At 34.7% G+C, this 21,034-nt stretch carries 11 protein-coding genes; 6 read left to right on the top strand and 5 right to left on the bottom strand.

Features of this window, described 5'->3' with window-relative positions:
* Nucleotides 1-5: 5 nt before the first annotated feature.
* Together HH304_RS18610 and HH304_RS18605 are read right to left on the bottom strand one after the other, a co-directional pair.
* Complete coding sequence (locus tag HH304_RS18610) at nucleotides 6-2,411, bottom strand: glycoside hydrolase family 31 protein (protein WP_169684796.1); 2,406 nt, start codon at nucleotides 2,409-2,411, stop codon at nucleotides 6-8.
* A 170-nt stretch (nucleotides 2,412-2,581) separates the two neighbouring features.
* Complete coding sequence (locus HH304_RS18605; protein ID WP_169684795.1) at nucleotides 2,582-3,613, bottom strand: LacI family DNA-binding transcriptional regulator; 1,032 nt, start codon at nucleotides 3,611-3,613, stop codon at nucleotides 2,582-2,584.
* A gap of 391 nt (nucleotides 3,614-4,004) precedes the next feature.
* Here HH304_RS18605 and HH304_RS18600 point away from each other — a divergent pair, with 391 nt between their 5' ends.
* From HH304_RS18600 to HH304_RS18580, 5 genes are all read left to right on the top strand, one after another.
* Nucleotides 4,005-6,833: an alpha-amylase family glycosyl hydrolase gene (locus HH304_RS18600; protein ID WP_169684794.1), complete on the top strand. Its 2,829-nt coding sequence runs from the start codon at nucleotides 4,005-4,007 to the stop codon at nucleotides 6,831-6,833.
* A 14-nt stretch (nucleotides 6,834-6,847) separates the two neighbouring features.
* A complete protein-coding gene (gene fbaA / locus HH304_RS18595; RefSeq protein ID WP_169684793.1) occupies nucleotides 6,848-7,927 on the top strand; it encodes a class II fructose-bisphosphate aldolase in 1,080 nt (359 codons plus the stop codon).
* A 41-nt stretch (nucleotides 7,928-7,968) separates the two neighbouring features.
* Nucleotides 7,969-9,795, top strand: coding sequence for a glycoside hydrolase family 13 protein (locus HH304_RS18590; RefSeq protein ID WP_169684792.1), 1,827 nt, complete (start codon nucleotides 7,969-7,971; stop codon nucleotides 9,793-9,795).
* Nucleotides 9,796-9,901: 106 nt separating this feature from the next.
* The gene (locus HH304_RS18585; RefSeq protein ID WP_169684791.1) at nucleotides 9,902-10,261 is read left to right on the top strand and encodes an arsenate reductase family protein; all 360 of its coding nucleotides are present in this window, start codon (nucleotides 9,902-9,904) and stop codon (nucleotides 10,259-10,261) included.
* A 96-nt stretch (nucleotides 10,262-10,357) separates the two neighbouring features.
* The gene (locus HH304_RS18580; protein ID WP_169684790.1) at nucleotides 10,358-11,248 is read left to right on the top strand and encodes a 3-hydroxyacyl-CoA dehydrogenase family protein; all 891 of its coding nucleotides are present in this window, start codon (nucleotides 10,358-10,360) and stop codon (nucleotides 11,246-11,248) included.
* Nucleotides 11,249-11,299: 51 nt separating this feature from the next.
* Here HH304_RS18580 and HH304_RS18575 read toward each other — a convergent pair whose 3' ends face one another.
* Nucleotides 11,300-11,899: a tetratricopeptide repeat protein gene (locus HH304_RS18575; RefSeq protein ID WP_169684789.1), complete on the bottom strand. Its 600-nt coding sequence runs from the start codon at nucleotides 11,897-11,899 to the stop codon at nucleotides 11,300-11,302.
* 183 nt (nucleotides 11,900-12,082) lie between these two features.
* Here HH304_RS18575 and tyrS point away from each other — a divergent pair, with 183 nt between their 5' ends.
* A complete protein-coding gene (tyrS, locus tag HH304_RS18570; RefSeq protein WP_169684788.1) occupies nucleotides 12,083-13,360 on the top strand; it encodes a tyrosine--tRNA ligase in 1,278 nt (425 codons plus the stop codon).
* On the opposite strand, the gene HH304_RS18565 is transcribed toward tyrS, so the two are convergent.
* Together HH304_RS18565 and HH304_RS18560 are read right to left on the bottom strand one after the other, a co-directional pair.
* Entirely contained in the window at nucleotides 13,357-16,206 is a 2,850-nt protein-coding gene (locus tag HH304_RS18565; RefSeq protein WP_169684787.1) for a PAS domain S-box protein, read from the bottom strand. The two genes, tyrS and HH304_RS18565, sit on opposite strands and share 4 nt — an antisense overlap.
* 70 nt (nucleotides 16,207-16,276) lie before the next feature.
* Nucleotides 16,277-21,034: PKD-like domain-containing protein (locus HH304_RS18560; RefSeq protein WP_169684786.1), on the bottom strand; the 4,758-nt coding region annotated here is incomplete at its 5' end.

Here is a 21,034-nt window from a genome sequence, read left to right as displayed (position 1 = left end):
AGCTTCTACCATTTTATTTCAATTTGAGCATTATCATTATCGAGTTCTATATAACTTAAGTTATCTGCATGTAAACCATCATCTTCATTGTTATAGAAAGGATCAAAGTTTGAAACCATACCAATAAATCGATATTGTTCTATCACTCCTGTTTGCATTTCAGATCCATTCACCATTACTTTTTCAGGTTTATCACCATGAATAATCACCTGGAGCTTTGAAAATGAACTTTGTCTTTCACCTGTAACTTTTGTCAATAATAATGATTTTGTATTATCATCAAAAATCATGTCTCTCTGATAAAAATCTCCGGATTGATAATTATAAGAAATATCATCATCCTCAAAATGCGTTTGAATGTGTTTACTATCCTGACTTCCAGTATAAACATGAATTCTTAAAACACCATCATGCTTTTCCTGTGTATTATTAACCAATGATTGCTCAGTGATAATAGACCCTCCTCTTGCAAAAACAGGATATTTCTCCAACTCATATTCAAGAATTTCAACTGCATTGCCATTATGCACCTTGTCATTATATAGGTCATACCATTTTCCTTCAGGAAAAAATACTTTAACATAATTAGAATCTGATCTCATCGGAGCAATCAATAATGACTGACCAAAAAGATATTCATTTTCAAATGCTCCATCATAAACCCAGTCATCATTTGGCCAATAATATGCCAGTGATCTAACAAGCGGCATTCCTGATTGATTAGCCTCTTTAAATAATGAATAGATATACGGCATTAGTTTATACCTCAACTCGATGAAATTTCTCGATATGTCTTCAATTTGTTCACCAAATGACCATGGCTCGGCATCAGTGGAATTTATCATGGTATGCCCCCTAAAAAATGGAGTAAATGCTGACTGTGCAATCCATCTTGCAAATAGTCTTCCTGTGGTTTCGCCAACAAACCCACCAGCATCATTACCTGAAAAGGCCATTCCGCAGATCCCCATACCCGCTAGCATCCTGGCTCCCAATAGCATATGATCATCAGTAGATACATTATCACCTGTCCAGACTGCTGCATATCGTTGAATTCCGGCATATGCTGACCTGGTTAATACAAATGGCCGTATGTTATCCGTATTTTTTAAAATTCCTTCAGCTGTAGACCTGGCCATTTGCATTCCATATACATTTCTGGCTTTTTTATGACTAGTTTTATCTCCATCGTAGTCATTTTCAATCAGGTCAGGAGTAGATTGTCCCCATGAGGCAATTTCATTCATATCATTCCAGATTCCGGTGATACCCATTGAAGTAAAATACCCTATCTTTTCCTTCCACCAGTCTCTTGCATCGGGATTAGTAAAGTCAGGAAAATTACTCCAGCCCGGCCAGACCTGAGCTGCAAAATCCTCACCATCCGGATATTTCATAAAATAACCCTTAGACTTCCCTTCTTCATAAGCATCATAACCTTTCTCTATCTTAATCCCCGGATCAACGATTACAACAGTTTTGAACCCGTCTTTCCCAAGATCATCTATTAACTTTTTAGGCTCCGGAAATCTCTCTTTATGAAAGGTGAAAACTTTATAATCTTCCATGTAATGGATATCAAAATAAAGCACATCAGCAGGGATTTTTTTCTCTCTGAATGTTCTGGCCAGATTTCTTATTTCATGTTCCGGATAATAGCTATATCTACATTGCTGATAACCTAAAGCCCACTTAGGAGGCATGGTCTGCGTACCAGTTAATCGACAATAAGCTTTAGTTATATCAGAAAGAGAATCACCTACTATATAATAAATATCTAAAGCGCCATCTTCGACAGTTATTGATGTGAACCTGTCATTACTGGCACCGAAATTAAATGAAGACTTATAAGTAGAATCTAAAAACACACCATAAATACCCTTATTATGGATACCTACATAAAATGGAGTAGTACAATACATGGGATCAGAATCTGGGGAGTATGCGAATTGATCTGTGTTCCAGTTAACGTATGCTCTTCCTTTTTTATTTAGTGGACCGGTTTTCTCTCCAAGACCTAAGAATTTTTCTCCTTCAACTTGCTTTTTATATATTGTCAATTCATTTCCAATAGCCCGAACGCCTAAGGAATCATCCTGATTTAATAATTGACCATTATTGTTATAAAGTGATTGCTGAAATGCATCCTTGTCAATCTCTAATTTGCCATTTTCAGTAATGATAGAAAGTTTGCCTTCTTCATCATTAATTTGGTAATCAAAATCTTTATTTCCAGTATTTACTACAGCATATGAAAAGTCACGCTCTTCTTCAACAAATGCCCTTACCCTGAAAATATTATTCTCAACTATAGTAATTTCGGCATGACCATATTCAAGGTTTAGAATTGCAGAATTTTCATTAACTACAACCTTTTTAACAGATCCAAAAGGACGACTTAATCGAGACATAATGATCAATATTTTTGTTGTGTTCTTGCATTAAGATAACCTAAAAAAACACCATTAGACAGAATAAACAAACAAAAAATTGATTTTAAAAAGACATAAAAAAACGATTTAAACTCTCAAAATATCAATTCTGAAGGTTTAAATCGTTTGAAATGATTAAAATTCTATTTTTATTTTTTTGCTGTAGAATCTCTTGAAATCACATTTGTTTTCAAAACAATTTTTTCTTTTTCCACAACTTCATCTTTTCCTGCTTCGAGTGCTTTAAACATTAACCTTGCAGCTTCTGCTCCCATTTCATAGCCAGGCTGTGAAATAGAAGATAATGCCGGCTCAACCAGTGAGGCCAATTGCCAGTCACTAAAACCTATTACCCCGATATCATCGGGTACTTTTAGTCCGGCATCCTTTATTGCTTTAAGAGCACCGATAGCAGCCGGATCATTTGCGGCAAAAATCGCATCCGGCTTATCTCGAAACTGAAGCAAGGATTTAGATTTTTCATATCCTTCGTCAATAGTACCACTTGGACATTCAATCACATAATCTCTTCTATAATTCAGACCATTATCTTGCAAAGCCTGTTTATACCCGGCATATCTGCTTTGAGACAATGTTAAATTCAAAGGTCCTGCAAGGTGTGCTATTTTCTTATATCCTTGTTTTGCGAGGTGCTCAGTAGCCTGGTAGCCGCCTTGGTAATCATCAATAACAACAGAACTAACGTCAAAATCATCTGATTTTCTATCGAAAAATACCATTGGAGTTCCTCCATCTATTACTTTTCGCAGGTGATCATATGATTTAGTTTCTCTACTTAAAGATACCAAAAGACCATCTACCCTACTGGCTAAAAGTGCATTTACACTTTTCTCCTCACGCTCCTGCAACTCATTGGTTTGACAAACCATAACGTTATACCCTTTATCGTAGGCTATATCTTCAATCCCACTAATAACATTTGAAAAGAAATAGTGGACAATTTGTGGCACTACAACACCAATAGTATTTGTTTTCCTGCTTCTTAAACTAAGAGCAATTGCATTCGGTTGATAGTTATATTTTCTGGCAAGTTCAGATACTGCTTTCTTAGTATCTTTTGATATATCAGGATGATCCTTCAATGCCCGTGAAACAGTTGAAGGTGATATATTCAATTCTCTGGCAATATCCTTAATAGTAACTTGGTGTGAATTTCCCATTTGTTAAATTTTATACTTGAATATACCTCTTTTTAATCAAAAATTAATTTGAAAGATGTCGAAGTAAAGTTTACTCTCGAAAAATTAACCAAAAAATTAAAAAAATTATATTCTCGATTAATTGAAATTTAATTCTACCTTAAGATAATATCTTTCTTTGAAATTCCTGCTAAAGCAACTCAAAAGATTTTTGCTCCCAAAATTGCAATCGTTTGAAACAATAGCTAAGGAAATCAACAAATGAAACTCCAATAAATAAATGTGTTAATCACTTCTTTTACTTAAATTATAAATACTTATTCGATAATAAGCGGTTATTATAGATGTTTATTATAACACATGATTATTGTTAAAGTACAATTTTTTAACCAAACCCAGATAAACATATAATATGAAGAATCTTTACTCTCTATTATTAATTTTATTGATTCCGTTTTCATCCTTTTCACAGGACAAAACTGATATTCAACCTACGATTTCGCCTGCCAGTTTTTCTCTGAATACTGAGATAACTATAACTTATGATGTTACAGGTACAAATCTGGCAAGTTTAAGTTCAGCGTATCTCTGGATGTGGCTACCTGATCACGAAAGTGTTTCATTTAGTTTCAATGTTAACCCTGCGAATTCTAACACCACAGCAACTGATCCTGCCAAATTCACAAAAAATGTGGATGGAAATACCACTACATTTAGCCTGACTTTGACTCCTGCTGATTATATGTCATCAGTTCCTGAAGGTAAAGTTAAATTAGGAATGCTTTTAAAGGGCAATGACTGGGCAAACGGACAATCTGTAGATAATGTTGTAGAAACAGGTTATTCGTTAAGTATAATAAACCCGAATTCAGCCTTTGTAATAGTTTCACAAGGTGAGGCAGTTACATTTTCTGGATCAGTGAATGAAAGCTCAACAATTCAATTTTTAGTTGATGGTTCTGTTTCAAACACAACATCTTCTAGTGGTGATTTTTCATTTAATTATACATTCAATGACACCAATGTAAACACAGTTTCAGTTACTGCTAATAATGGCCAGGAGACTTTAACTAAAACCTGGGATGTAATATTTGCTAATACACAACCAGATCCAAGACCTGCTGGAATTGTCCCTGGCATTAATTATCATGATGGAGACGATACTAAAGTAACTCTTTGTCTTTTTGCTCCTGGAAAAGAGAATGTTTTTGTATATGGTGAGTGGAGTAATTGGGAAATTTCAGGTTCCACAATTATGAATAAGGATGGAGATTATTTCTGGTATGAAGTAACAGGATTAACACCTGGACAGGAATATGCTTTCCAATATCTAGTAGATGGTGCTATCTACATTGCAGATCCATTTGCTGATAAAATACTTGATACTGATGATCAATATATTCCTGCGCAGACATACCCTGACTTAAAGTCGATTCCTGCAAATGTAATTCACAGCGAATGGTATTTCAATAGATTTTCAGTACTTCAAACTGCCCAGCAAGAATACATCTGGCTGAATGATGGTTATCAAAAACCAGACAAGGAAGATTTGATAGTATACGAAGTGCTTATCAGGGATTTCTTCGAAGGTGATGAAAATAAAAATTATCAGAATTTGATTGATACCCTAAGCTATTTTAAATCAATGGGTGTCAATGCAATTGAGCTTATGCCAATTATGGAATTTGCTGGTAATAACAGCTGGGGATATAATCCTACATTCTTTTTTGCACCTGATAAATTCTATGGCACCAAAAACAAACTTAAAGAATTTATCGATACCGCTCATGGTATGGGTATTGCAGTAATTCTTGATATGGTATTAAACCATGCGGATGTTCCAAATCCTTATGTTTCGATGTGGTTTGATTTTGAAAGTTTAACAGTAAAACCTGACAATCCATATTTCAATGTTTCTGCTACTCACCCATTTAGTGTCTTTTATGATTTTAATCATGAATCAGACTTAACTAAAGATTTTATAGATTCTGTTAATACTTACTGGGTTCAGGAGTATCATTTCGATGGATACAGATTTGATTTAAGTAAAGGTTTTACACAAAAGCAGAACTCAGATGTAGGTGCCTGGAGTTCTTATGACGATAGTAGAGTTGCTATCCTTAAAAGAATGGCAGATGTTATTTGGGCACAGGATCCATCTACTTATATCATACTTGAGCATTTTGCAGCCAATAATGAAGAAATAGAGCTTTCTAATTATGGAATGATGCTTTGGGGTAACAGCCATGGTCCGTTTAAAGAAATGATATTAGGATTTCATGATAACAACAAATCGGATATTTCAGGAAGTGTAGCTCAATTCAGAGGCTGGAGTAACAACCACCTGGTATCATATATGGAAAGCCATGATGAAGAAAGACAAATGGTAGAGGCAGCTGAGTTTGGCAATAGCTCCGGATCATATAACATTAAAAATGAAGCAATAGCACTAGAACGCATAAAAGCAGCATCTCCATATATATTCTTACCTCCGGGACCAAAAATGTTCTGGCAGTTTGGAGAACTTGGGTATGATGTAAGTATTGAGTTTGATGGTCGTACATCTCCAAAACCAGTTTTATGGAATTATTATGATGAACAAAACAGAAAAGAAGTTTATAACACCTTTAGTAGAGTTATTCAGCTAAAAAATATAATCAATGCTGAAAATTTTGAATCAAGTAATTTTTCTGCCCTTTGGTCTTCAGATGCTATAAAATCATTCAAATACACTTCAAACACACTAAATGTAGTAGTATTTGGAAATTTTGGAGTTACGAATGGAACTGCAGTAGTAACTCTTCCTTCTACTGGTGAATGGTATTCAGTTCTTACAGATGAAACAATTAATTTTGATAATGCTAACTTAAGAATTAATCTTAAACCAGGTGAATTTTTCGTTCTTACTGATAATACAGAATTACCTATAGAAAGTACCGGGCCAACTGGTGCTCCTTCAATCTTAAATACTATTCTTTCGGTCGAAGATGATTTAAACAAACAATCACTTTTTATTTATCCTAATCCAACAAATGGAGTCATAAATGTTTCGGGGATCGACAAAACAGATGTTAAATCGATCAATATCACTAATAACTTAGGACAAATCCTTAAAATTATTGATATTAGCAACGACAATGTGCCCCCTACTATTGACATGTCTGAATTTACACCAGGAGTCTATCTGGTTCAATTCGTTGGAAAAGAAATGACAAAGACCCAAAGAATTATAAAAAATTAAATATTAAAAAATTTATGACTGAAGTGAAGAAAACTTTAAGAAGTGGTGTTCTTTGGGGAGATGAAGTAAAAGAACTATTTGCCCATGCAAATGAAAATAATTACGCTCTCCCTGCAGTAAATGTTATTGGAACAGATAGTATCAACGCTGTTTTGGAAACTGCCAGAGACATCAACAGCCCGGTTATAATCCAATTCTCAAATGGTGGTGCTGCCTTTTTTGCAGGTAAAGGGCTTAGCAATGAAAACCAACAAGCTGCAATCGCTGGTGCTATAAGTGGTGCACAACATGTACACACTATGGCAAAGCATTACGACGTATCGGTTATTTTACATACTGACCATGCTGCAAAGAACCTTTTACCATGGATTGATGGCCTGCTTGATGCCGGAGAGGAGTTTTACAAACAGCATGGCCAGCCATTGTTCAGCAGCCACATGATCGATCTTTCTGAAGAACCAATCGAAGAAAATATTGAAATCAGTAAGAAATACCTTGAAAGAATGAGTAAGATAGGTATGACTCTTGAAATTGAACTTGGAGTTACTGGTGGCGAAGAAGATGGAGTCGATAATACAAATGTTGATAGCTCTAAACTTTATACTCAGCCAGAAGAAGTTGCCTATGCTTATGAAGAGCTAATGAAAATAAGTCCAAACTTTACAGTAGCAGCTGCATTTGGTAATGTTCATGGTGTTTACAAGCCTGGAAACGTAGAGTTAACGCCTGTAATCCTTAAAGACTCACAAGATTACATACAAAAGAAATTTGGAACAGGTCCAAATCCTGTTGATTTCGTATTTCATGGTGGATCAGGATCAGAACCAGAAAAAATCACTGAGGCTATTGAATATGGTGCAATAAAAATGAATATTGACACAGACCTTCAATGGGCATTCTGGGATGGTATCAGAGGTTATTATGAAGCTAACAGGGGCTATCTTCAGGCCCAAATTGGTAATCCGGATGGAGATGATAAACCAAATAAAAAATATTATGACCCTAGAGTCTGGTTACGAAAAGGTGAAGAAGCACTTAAGAAAAGATTAGTAGTTGCATTTGAAAATCTAAATGCTAATAATAGAAACTTTTAATACACGGAGGCTCATTTTTTTTTGAGCCTCTTTCTTTTATCATGAAAAACTCATTTTTACTCATTGGAATAACAATCCTTTTTTGCATTCCAAATTTAGCCCAGCCCAAGATTGATAAAGCAGAGCCTCTTCATTGGTACATTGGTATGGAAGACCCAACTTTCCAACTTATGCTTTATGGACCTGATATATCCTTATCAGAAATAGAAATAAAAGATCACAAGGTTTCAATAGTTGATAAAAAAACTACTGAAAATCCCAATTACCTCTTTTTGTATTTAAAAATTGATCCTACCAGAAAAGAAGGGCCTTTAAACATTGATTTTTTAAAAGATGGAAAGAAATTAAGATTTGAATATCAATTACATAAAAAGAAAAAACATAAGGATTTAAAAGAGATCAATTCCGGGGATGTTCTTTATTTAATAATGCCTGATAGATTTGCTGATGGAGATCCTTCAAGCAATTCAGTAGACGGATATCTTGAAAAGGCAAACAGGCAAAACCCGGGAGGAAAACACGGTGGCGATATACAAGGGATAATCAATAACCTCGATTATATAGATAACCTCGGGGTAACCACGATCTGGTTAAACCCTGTTCAGGAAAATAATATGCCTTCTTATTCCTATCATGGATACTCGATCACAGACTATTATCATATTGACATAAGACTGGGTTCTAACGAACTTTATAAAGATTTTGTTAGTAAGACTCATGATCGGGAAATGAAGGTTGTCATGGATTTAATCTTTAATCATATTGGCTCAAATCATTACTGGGTGAAGGACTTACCATCAGAAGATTGGATCCATCAATGGGATGAATATACTCAAACCAATTATACCGGAGCTGTAGTATCAGATCCATACGCATCTGAATATGACCATAAAAGAATGGTTGATGGATGGTTTGTTGAAACTATGCCTGATTTAAACCAAAAAAATCAACTATTAGCTGACTATTTGATACAAGCAAGTCTTTGGTGGATTGAGTATTCCGGAATCGATGGTATTAGAATGGATACATACCCCTACCCTGACAAGGATATGATGGCAAGATGGGTTCAACGAGTTAAATCAGAATACCCTGGATTTTATATTGTTGGAGAAACCTGGTTAAATCATGCCTCATTAGAATCCTACTGGGCAGGTAAAAAAGATTCTGAGGATGAAGAATACAATTCATACTTGCCCAGCATATCTGATTTCCCGGTATGCATTGCAATTCAAAATGCTTTTAAACCTGAAGGCAGCGTTTATAACCTATATGAAGTTTTGGCTAAAGATTTCCTATTTGATAATCCATTCATGAATAAAATCTTTGCAGACAATCATGATATGGATAGAATTTTACACACACTAAATAATGATTATTCAAAATTCAAATTAGCAATGGTTACACTCATGACAACAAGAGGTATTCCTCAGCTACTTTACGGTACAGAGGTTGTAATGAATGGATATGGTGATCATGGTGTATTAAGAGCAGATTTTCCTGGTGGATGGGAAGGAGATAGTGTTAATGTGTTTACAGGAGTAAATGTTTCTAAACTCCAATCTGAAAGTCTTGAGTTTATGAAAACCCTGATGAATTGGAGAAAAGATTCAGAAGCTATTGCCAAAGGAACATTGAAACATTATATACCTGAAAATGAAGTTTATGTGTATGAAAGAAAATATAATGATAAAAAGGTAATTGTTATAATCAATAATAATTCAACAAATATCACCTTAAATCTAAATAGATATAGAGAATCAATAAAGCAAGGTGAAGTTGCAACAAACATCCTTACAGGTGACAAAATCACCATAGGTGAAAGCATGATATTAAGTCCAACTCAAGCTATTATACTTGATTTCAATTAGTTAAAAGACTTATATCAAACGTTGTAGTAATAAAATATGTGATTTTAGGTATTTGATTATTGGCAAAAATTCGCTATATTATTTATCTACACCAAATGTTACTGCCATGCAATTTCACCCTAATGAACTAATGCTTATCTACGATTCGGCGACGAATAATGGCAAGCAGACCAAGGCATACGCATATTCAGTATCAAACCACGTGAATGATATTGATTATAACCGTACAAAAGTTAGCAAGCTGATGTGGAAGGAAATAATTAACATGTTAAATATTCCTCCAAAGAGATTACTGAACAAAGCACTACCTAAATATCAGGAGAAAGTAAGAGGCCATGCCTATACAATGGATGGCTGGTTAAATGTGCTTTACAACAATCCGGATCTGATCAAAGCGCCAATAGTGATCAGAAACAAGAAGGCTGTATTGTGTGAAAAACCTTCAGACATCTTTAAATTGGCATAAAAAAAGTCGATCACAAAAAGCTTTTATCCAATGTTCTTTCTGAAGAGCATTGGATTTTTTAATTTCAGGGCCAAAACTCAATAAACATAATTAATAATGAAGAATATAGCAGTTATAGGTTCAGGCACTATGGGAAATGGTATAGCACATGTATTTGCTCAGTGTGATTACAGTGTTCACCTTATTGACATCAATGAACAAGCATTAGAAAAAGCCAAAGCAACTATAGGTAAAAACCTTGACAGGCAAATTAATAAAGAGCTTATTGATGAAGCGAAGAAAAATTCTACCCTTTCTAACATCACATTTACTACTGACATGAAGGCAGGAGTAAGTAAAGCCGACCTTGTTGTTGAAGCTGCTACTGAAAATGAAAAAATAAAGCTTGATATCTTCAGGGAACTAGATAAACTATGTCCAGAAAACTGTATTCTATCAACTAATACATCGTCAATCAGTATTACAAAAATTGGCTCAGTAACTAACCGACCAGATAAAGTTATTGGTATGCACTTCATGAACCCAGTTCCGGTTATGAAACTTATCGAGGTTATCAGAGGTTATGCAACTACTGATGAAATCACTGAAACTATAATGAACCTTTCTAAAAATATTGGAAAGATACCTGTAGAAGTTAATGATTATCCTGGATTTGTAGCTAACAGAATATTAATGCCGATGATCAATGAAGCAATTTATTCATTATTTGAAGGAGTTGCAGGTGTTGAAGAAATAGATACTGTTATGAAATTAGGAATGGCACATCCAATGGGACCTTTACAATTAGCTGATTTTATTGGTCTTGATGTATGCTTATCAATCTTAAGAGTTCTTCAAGATGGCTTTGGAAATCCGAAATATGCACCATGTCCTTTATTAGTTAACATGGTTCAGGCAGGTAAATTAGGAGTTAAATCAGGTGAAGGATTTTATTCTTACGGGCATGGCACTAAAGATTTAATTGTTTCGAATAACTTTAAGAAATAACATAAAAAAAGGAGCCAAAAGGCTCCTTTTCTTTATTTATTATAAGGTCGTTTATTTACAATATTTATCAACAGAATTCTGAGCAACTTCCACACCCATCGATACTGCCTTTTTCAAATCACTACATCCACTAGATTTTTTATTAGCTCCAATATTTGCTAATCCTCTAAAATAGTAGGCGTCAGACATATCAGGTTTAATTCTTAATGCTTTTGACAAATCATCAATTGCTTGCTTAAAATTACTCATCTGAAAATTTACTTTACCTCTCAATGCCAGCACATTCGGGTTTTCAGGACTAATTTTCATAGACTCAGTTAGAATAATTTCAGCAGAAGAATAATCTCCATTCTTATAAAACAACGAAGCAAGTCCTAATCGGCTATTCATGTGGCGATCGTCAATTTTTAATACTTGCTGATAATCAGCTATAGCTTCTTCAGTCATACCTAATTCTTCATAACTTCTCCCCCTATTGTATAATACAATTTCATTACTAGGGTAAGTTTCAAGATATTCAGAATAAGATTTTATTGCTTCTTGATACTTTCCGCTTTTATACAATTTATCTCCTTGTTCAGAAAGATCCCCTCCGCAAGAGAATAAAAAAATTGTAACCATTACCGCCAAATACAGACGTACATTTAACATAGATCTCTTTTTTTAATTAAAAACAAATAAAAAGCAATTGAGGGCAAATACTTTATAACTTAACGAATTGCAAAGTTAAATAAATAATCATTGATTAAACACAAATCAGGAATATTGATGTTTTTATCCCTTAAACCAAAAATGAACCTTATATTTGCCAAAAATTTTAAAACTTATAATTAAATGAAGCCAGATTTTATAGAAGAACTACGTTGGAGAGGAATGGTGCATGACATGACACCTGGAACTGAAGAACAGCTTAAAAATGAAATAACTTCTGGTTATATAGGATTTGATCCTACAGCTAAATCTCTTCACATTGGTAACCTGGCAACAATCATGTTACTAGTACATTTTCAGCGTGCCGGCCACAAACCTATTGCTTTAGTAGGAGGTGCTACAGGAATGATTGGGGACCCATCATTTAAGGCTGCAGAAAGAAAATTGCTTGATGAAGAAACTCTAAGAGAAAATCAGGAAGGTATCAAAAAACAGCTAGAGCAGTTTCTGGATTTTGATTGTGGAGAAAACTCTGCGGAGATTTTGAACAACTACGATTGGTTCAAAAACTTTGGTTTCCTTGAATTCCTAAGAGATAATGGAAAGCACATCTCTGTAAATTATATGCTTGCAAAAGATAGTGTCAAGAAAAGACTGGAAACAGGTATTTCATTTACAGAATTCACATATCAGTTACTTCAAGGGTATGATTTCTACCATTTATATGCCAACCATAATGTGAAAATTCAAATGGGTGGATCGGATCAGTGGGGAAATATTACTACTGGAACGGAATATATCCGTCGTAAGGCTCAGGGCGATGCTTTTGCTCTAACTGCACCATTAGTAACCAAGTCTGATGGAACAAAATTCGGTAAATCTGAAGGAGGAAACGTATGGCTTGATGCAGAAATGACTTCTCCTTATCAATTCTACCAATTCTGGTTGAATTGCTCTGATGAAGATAGTAAAAAACTTATCAGGGTATTTACTCTTAAAACAAAGGATGAAATTGAAGCCCTTGAGAAGGAACATGAGGAAGCTCCACATCTGAGAGTTCTTCAAAATGCTTTAGCAGAAGACATAACAAGGATGGTTCATGGTGAAGATGATCTTGAAACTGCAAAAAAAGCAACTAACATTCTTTTTGGAAAAAGTTCAAAGTCTGATCTTGAAGCATTAAATGAAAGGACTTTACTTCAAGTTTTTGAGGCAGTTCCTCAAAAAGAAATATCAGCTCCGGAAAGTATGACAGTAACAGATTTCCTAGGAGATCATATTGGAGACTTAATTTTCAAAAGTAAAGGTGAAGCCAGAAGAATGATAAAGGAAGGTGGCATCTCAATAAATAAGGAAAAAATTACTGATGGAAATGCAGATTTCGATTTCAATCCATTAGAAAACAAATATTTCTTAATTCAAAAAGGAAAGAAAAATTACTATTTGGTAAAAATAGTTTAACTAATAAAATTCTTGACCTTATTAGGCACCATGACATTAAACTTGGTGCCTTTTTTTATAACCGAGTCTACAAATATCTGACCGTTCATTTTTTCAACAGTTTCCTTAACAATATAGAGACCAATTCCTGAGCCATAAGATGTATCATGGGCTCTAAAGAACATCTCAAATATTTTATCTATATACTTACTGTCAATACCAATTCCATTATCTTCTACTTCAAACACCCCATAGTTTTTATCAATGGATACATTAATATTCACGTAAGATAACTCCTTACTCACATCTGCATATTTAAAGGCATTTGATATTAAATTTGATAAAACTATTGACAACCTTTTGCTATCACAATATAGGTCTTCATGATTATCAGATATTATAAGATTTACTTTTATATTCTTGTTCTTGCTGCTATATATTAAATTATCGAGGATCTCTTTAAAGAATGAATCAATTTCAACTTTTGTTATGCTCTCTGGCATTTCTTTATTTCTGGAAAAATCAATTATATCTTTGATAAACCCATCTTGCTTATTGATACTCTTTTTCATCAGATCAAAATACTGCTCAAGATTGTCATAATCTTTTTCGGCAATATTTATCAATCCTAAAAGTGAAGTCAATGGAGCTCTCAAATCATGACTGGCACTATAAACGAACTTATCAAGCTGAGAATTAATCTTATTTAATTCTTCATTTTTCTTTTTAAGATTCAGTTGAGCAATTTTTCTCTCAGTAATATCCCTTATTGCGCCATTTAAATAAACCTGACCATCCTCACCTACTATTTTACTAACACTGATTAGTCCCCAAAACCCCGAGCCGTCATTTCTAACAAATGGAACTTCTCTATTCTTGACTGAACCATTAGCGAGAACTTCCTTAAGGATATTAGCTCTGTCAGCAACATTTCTATACAAGTCTTCAGGATTAATTCCCATCAATTCCTCTTCATTCTTAAACCCAAAGAGGTTATAAAATGCTTTATTAAAATAAATTATTTTATCATTTATAGTTGACCTATAAATTGCATCATGGATATTTTCGTTTACAGATTTAAGTAATTCCTGATTTGCCCGAGCTTTCTCCTCAGCCTCTTTTCTTAAACTTATATCCACTATTGCACCATCAATAACCCATTCACCGGAATGATTTTTATTGACCGTACAATTCAACAAGCCCCACCATTTTTTTCCGTCTTTTCTTAAAAATCTTGCTTCTGCTCCTTTTATAAACCCTTTATTCCTGGCTTGAAGAAGTATCGATTTTCTCCTCTTATTATCAAGATATAAATTATTAAGTTCGCTGTCTGTAGTCTCAAGAGCTTCTTCAAGTGAATTAAAACCAAACAACTCGACAAATGCCTTATTTGCATATACTAAACCTTTACCTCTAATACACCTATAAATAGCTTCCTTAAGATTTGCATTTACAGATTCAAGTAATGATTCTTGCTCTCTACTTTTCTGATAGGTCATCAAGTAGTCTGTAATATCTTCTAACATATATATATGTAATCTGACCCTATCATCAGATCCATATACATGTGATCGTTTATTTAATAAAAATATCTCTTCATTATTCGCATTAAGAACTGTAGTTATTTTATTACTACCTTTTTTTCTTAGAATATCATCAACATCAAAATTGAAACTTGCTTCATTAAATATTGAGTCTATATTTCTTCCTACCAGCTCCGGCTCAGAAAAGCCGACCATCTGTTCAAAAGTTCGATTAACTCCAACTATATGATTTTGAGTACTTGTAACCAAAATACCGCACTCTACATTATTGAAAAGAACTCTAAGCTTTTCCCTACTATCTTTAAGGGCATATTCTGCTTTAAGTTGCTTTGTTATATCCCGAAGCAAAATTGTGAAATACCCTCTATTATCTAGGTAATGGTAGTGAATGGAAACCTCTACGGATACTTGTCTCTTTGCAGTGTTTAATGTGCATCTTTTGACATAATTACCACCTGCATTTGATAACTCCTTTATTGTAGTTACCCAAACCTGATAACTCCCGGAATTTGAAGGGTATATATCTGGCAATATTTCTGTTACCTTTCTTGATATCAATTCCTCCTGGGTCATCCCTGTGAGATTCATCGTAGCAGAATTTATATCAATAATATTAAGTGTCTCCTGATCTACAACAATTATTGACTCACCAAATTGACGCATCATTTGAAAATATTGTAAACTTCTCAAATGACTCTGGGTTAGATCATCAAAATCAACAATCAAAAATTCATTATTGTTGACTCGGTAGGCACCCATAGTTCTAAGATTGCCCCATCGAACTTCTCCATTTGCGCCTAAACACAGTTTTCCATTAAACACGGTGTTACCTTTTTGTAATAGAAATTGTGCTTTAGTACCAATTATTTCAGATACTTTTTTACCAATAAGATCTTCTCTTGAGTAGTTAAATAATTCACAAAAATTATCTGATAATGAATGTATCACACCAGACTCTTTTGAGACTATTAATCTATTAGAACGAATACATGGGTTTAATTCGGGAATTACTGAATTCGGAACATCCCCTTTACCAAGAATTAATGCATAAATTAAATCTGCATCATCCTTTGAGTTTACTAACTGACAAAATAAAAATTCCGAGGACTTTAAAGGATAAAGACCTCCTGACTCAATATTAGATAAATCAATACTTTCAAAAATTCCGGAAATATTCTCAATTGATCCACCGGAAATTTTATTGGAGTTAAACGAAACTATAGCTTTATCTCTTTTAGACAATAAAGCCAATGGTTTATCAGCTGCCTCCAACAAAAAATAGATTCTCTCTTTCAAAAGAGAATAATTTGAGTCAGTCTTCATTCAGGGCATTTAGTTTATCAAGCTATCAATATAAAATTAAAAATCATTAAAATCAATTATAAGTTTAATGCTAATTTTTAATAACTCTAAGTGTACCCAATGATTGACCTTCATTCACTAATTGAAGGTTATATATTCCTGTAGGAAGACCTATCAGATCAATTTCAATTTCCTTATTTCCTTTTAATATAATATCCTCTCGTATTACTGACCCTTTACTATCATACAATATTAATTCAATATCCTTTTTAGTAGGTTCTTCCAATAAAAGAGTAGTATGTTCTTTAGCCGGGTTTGGATATAGTAATACTTTAGTATTTTCAAAATCATCTTCAATACCTGTCAATAACGAATTTTCATATCCAAAGTCAGGAGCTTTCACGAATTGAGATTGAAGTACCTCTCCATTACTATTCTGAATAAATACAATTACTCCCAGTTGTGAAGGGTCATAAGCTGTAATTTCCCAATCAAATCTTAGAGAACGTCTTTCTCCTTGAGCCCAGTTAAATCTATACAATGTACCAGCAGCACTTGGCATAAATTGCTTAACTAGATTAGGAATTATATCTCCATTACTAAGCATTACTTCGTTCTCGACAACAACAGTTTGAACAAATAGATCCTCTGCTGCCCTATCATAGATACTAGTTATATCTACATCAAATGTTAGAATATATCTTTCATTTGGTACAGGAAAATCAATATCTACATTAAAATCAGGATCAATCAAACTTCTTGTTAAAACATCATCAACAATCCAATCTGATGAAAGCCCATTATAGATATTTCCATCAATTACTGTAGTTGGAGTTTGTGAAATTGAATAGTAAAGTCCCCTTGCTCCCTGATCTCCTCTATTTGCGTCATATAAACTATCAGCAAAAGGAATGTCCATAAAATAATGCATTAACAACACCTCATCACCTACATTTTGAAGACGATCGATACTTTCCACTGTACCTGTTAATACAGAAGGATCAAGATTGGAGAATTGCTCAACCAAAACATTTCTGCTTCTTTCAAATATCTTGAAATTGTCAAATGCAAATCCATCAAATTGAGAACCTAATGGAGGGTTTGGACCTGTTGAGAAGGCAACTCTTAGCCTTACAGAAGGCTGTCCAATTAACTCATCAAGATAAATTCTACCTGTTTTCCAATCTGTTTCAGAAGTATTCCATCCATAACTATTAAAGCCATCCTGATTACCTGGTCTTGAAGTTACTTTATTACTAGAGTACCAGTTAATGCCTTCATTAGTTTGACCCAACACTTCCCAAGTCTCACCGCCATTAAGTGAATACTGTATCACTGCACCATCTTCACTAAACAGATCTGAGAAATAGTCAAGACTTAGCATTGGACGAGAAGTATTACTGAAATCAAAGCACGGACAGTTAACCCAGCTATCTTCTGAAACTGATGGAGAACCTGAAGCATTGGTCACCCATGCCTGTCCATCTATCGAGTTTATTGTTCCTGCAGAAGGATTCCCCACTTCCCAGCTTAAGTTTTCACCTTGAGCAACCCAACCTTCAAGTCCGCTATTAAATGTTGCTAAATAAGGGTTTACAGGATCATTGGTCAACACCACTCTTGGAAGAATGAATATCTCTTCTTGCTTGGTTTCAATACAGCCTTCAGTTGTTTCCACAGTAAGAGAAGTCATATAATTTCCTTGTGCAGGATATGTATATGTTGCATTCTTATTTACTGACTGTGTTCCATCTCCAAATTCCCATAGCCATCCAACAATTTCAGTATCTGGTAAAGATACATTAGGTGTAAAAATTGATTGATCTCCATTACAAACTCTTGAAACAAGGAAGTCAATTTGTGGAACTGCACCTACCTTTACGGTTTTTGTACCAGTGTCTGTACATCCTCTGGCTGTAGTTGCAGTTAGTGTCACATCATATGATCCTGCAAATGAATATTGATGATCAGGATCCTGACGATTATCATTCATTGAAGCATCTCCAAACTCCCAATTCCATGAAACCAACCCTTCACTAAATGGTGAAGCTTCTATAGTTGATTTATCTTCAAAGGCTACTGGGTCACTTACACATTGCTCTGAAACTGAAAAATCAATAATAGGTGCTCCAAACACGAAAAGATCTTTTGTCAGTTTATTCGTTGCACTACTTTCATTTGTATAAGTATATGTTACCTGATGAATTCCAGTACCAGCTGCGGCCGGATCAAAATAGAACTCTCCATTTATTTCAATAACATTTGCCCCAGTAAAGAACCCCACTGTATTAGGCGGTGTGTTGGCATCATAAACGGCCTGATCTGGTGTAGGAACCCCAACTAATAATTGAAGTCCTTCATTTGAACAAACGACCGGATTTCCTGAAGCATCAACTGTACTATCCCCTACAAAGAAGTTTATTGGAGTTAATGCATTTATAAATACTGTTTGTGTGGTACTATTCGTACATCCATTAATATCAGTAAATGTATATGTGATATCATTATCACCAAGACTTGCATTGGTCCCGGTATTTGGGTTAGGATCAAAGAAATTCGTACCAAAATTTATTCCGTTAAAGAAGAAGTTACCTCCCGAATTAAATGGTGTTAATTCTACAGGCGGATCATTTTCAGCTAATTCTGTTGGTAACCCTGTAAATCCTGCATTTGGAAGGTCATTTATAACGATAAACACCTGATCTGACACCACCGGACAAGGTCCTGCAGGGTCATTGGTAGTCAAAGTTAATACTACTTGTCGAGCATCAATTTCAGCTTGAGTTGGAGTATAGGTAATAGCTTCAGAAAATAAATTAGAAGGAGAAAATCCTCCAGTTCCACTTGGTGAAGACCAATAAGCCTCAGAAGTTGAACCACCAATACTTCCAGCCAGAGTAACTTCACCATCTCGACATATCTGAATATCATCTCCGGCATAAACCTGAGGAGCTTCATCTACTGTAATAGTAACTTGTGCCATCATACTCAAACACCCTCTACTATCCGTTACTACTAACTGATAATTGTTGATACCAACATCAGGAATAATATTTGTAGGGTTTGCTAAGGCTGAGCTGAATCCATTTGGTCCATTCCAGTTGTAATTATAAGACCCTGATCCACCTGATGCGGATGGGGCTCCACCTAAAGTAACTGAACTCCCTTCACAAATAACCTGGTCAGCTCCAGCATCTGCAATCAATTCAGGGTTAACAGTTACAAAAGCTGAGATTGGGTTACCAGCACAACCATTTGCCCATGGAGTGATCTGATATTGAACTACCGCACCATTGCTTCCTGAATTAATCAATGTTTGTTGAATAACACTTCCACTACCATTTGAAGCACCTGAAATGGATGCATCAGCAGTAGCAGTCCAAGTGTAGGTGGTACCTGCAACATTATTAGGATTTGACAGTGTAATATTTGTAGACGTACCATTACAAATGGACTCTGCTGAAGGTAATGCTGAAACTGTTGGTATTGGTTTTACTGTAACAGTTATATCATAAGGGTTTCCAGGACAACCATTAATACTTGGTGTAACTGTATAAACTACTGTTCCGGAAATATTAGAGCTATTATTTAATGTCTGGGAAATAACTGTTCCCGATCCATTAGATGCTCCAGAAATATTTGCATCTGAAACCACTGTCCAAGTAAAGATGGTTCCAGATATTGAGTTTGCTTCGTTTAATTGAATATTTGTTGTCTGATTCCCACAAATATCAATGGTATTTGATGCTACTGATACTTGAACTTCAGGATTTACTTTTACAACATACTCTCTTGATAGCCCGGTGCAACCATTAAATTCTGGTGTAATCGTATATATGATTTCACCAATTGCAGTCCCGGTATTTAAAGGGGTATCGTTAATTGGTCCACTTCCATTTGCTGTAACAGTGGCAGGATCTATCGAACCAACTATAGTTGAAGTCCAATTAAATACTGTTCCTGAAACTGTTGACGTTGGAGTAAAATTCAATTGGTCTCCAGTACAAATTTCGTCAGAAAGATCTGATATAGGATTCGAAATATTCAATTGAGGACTAACAACAACTGATACTGTTTGAGTTGAAGGATTAGCACATCCACTAGCTGAAACTGCAAATGTATATTCAACAGTAACTGATGAAGTAGTAGTATTTGCCAAACTTTCAACAAGGTTTGAACCAGATGTAAATGATTGTCCTGCTACATAATTACCTGTTAATCCATTATAGTTTACGGATTGAAGTGTTATCGTTGCTCCCGAAACTCCACTATTTAATCTGAGATTTATAGTTTCTCCACTACAAACAGCTGGAGTATTATTTGTAATTGTTAGATCCGGTGTTGGTGATACTGTTACACTTTCTGTAATTGTAGCTCCGGTACATCCATTTCCACTTACTGTAAATACATAATCTATTGTTATTGGAGTCAACCCAGGGTTAGTTAAGGTTTCAGCTATTGCATCTCCATAACTTAAAGTTCCTCCTGCTCCATATCCGCCACCTGTTAATCCATTATAATTAACTGCTGCCAGACTTATTGTCGCTCCACTAGTAGTACCTGAAAGTTGTATATCCGTAGTCTCTCCGCTACATATTGATGAGCTATTATTGGTAACCACTAAAGAAGGTATCGGACTAACTACAACTGATACTGTTTGAGTTGAAGGGTTAGCACATCCACTTGCTGAAACTGCAAATGTATATTCAACAGTAACTGATGAAGTAGTAGTATTTGCCAAACTTTCAACAAGATTTGAACCAGATGTAAATGATTGTCCTGCTACATAATTACCTGTTAATCCATTATAGTTTACGGATTGAAGTGTTATCGTTGCTCCCGAAACTCC

The sequence above is a fragment of the Marinigracilibium pacificum genome (assembly GCF_012926615.1).
In the GTDB taxonomy this organism is placed as follows: Bacteria; Bacteroidota; Bacteroidia; order Cytophagales; family Cyclobacteriaceae; genus Mangrovivirga; species Mangrovivirga pacifica.
The sequence above is the reverse complement of the archived record's forward strand: the minus strand, read 5'-3'. Positions and strand labels throughout refer to the sequence as shown.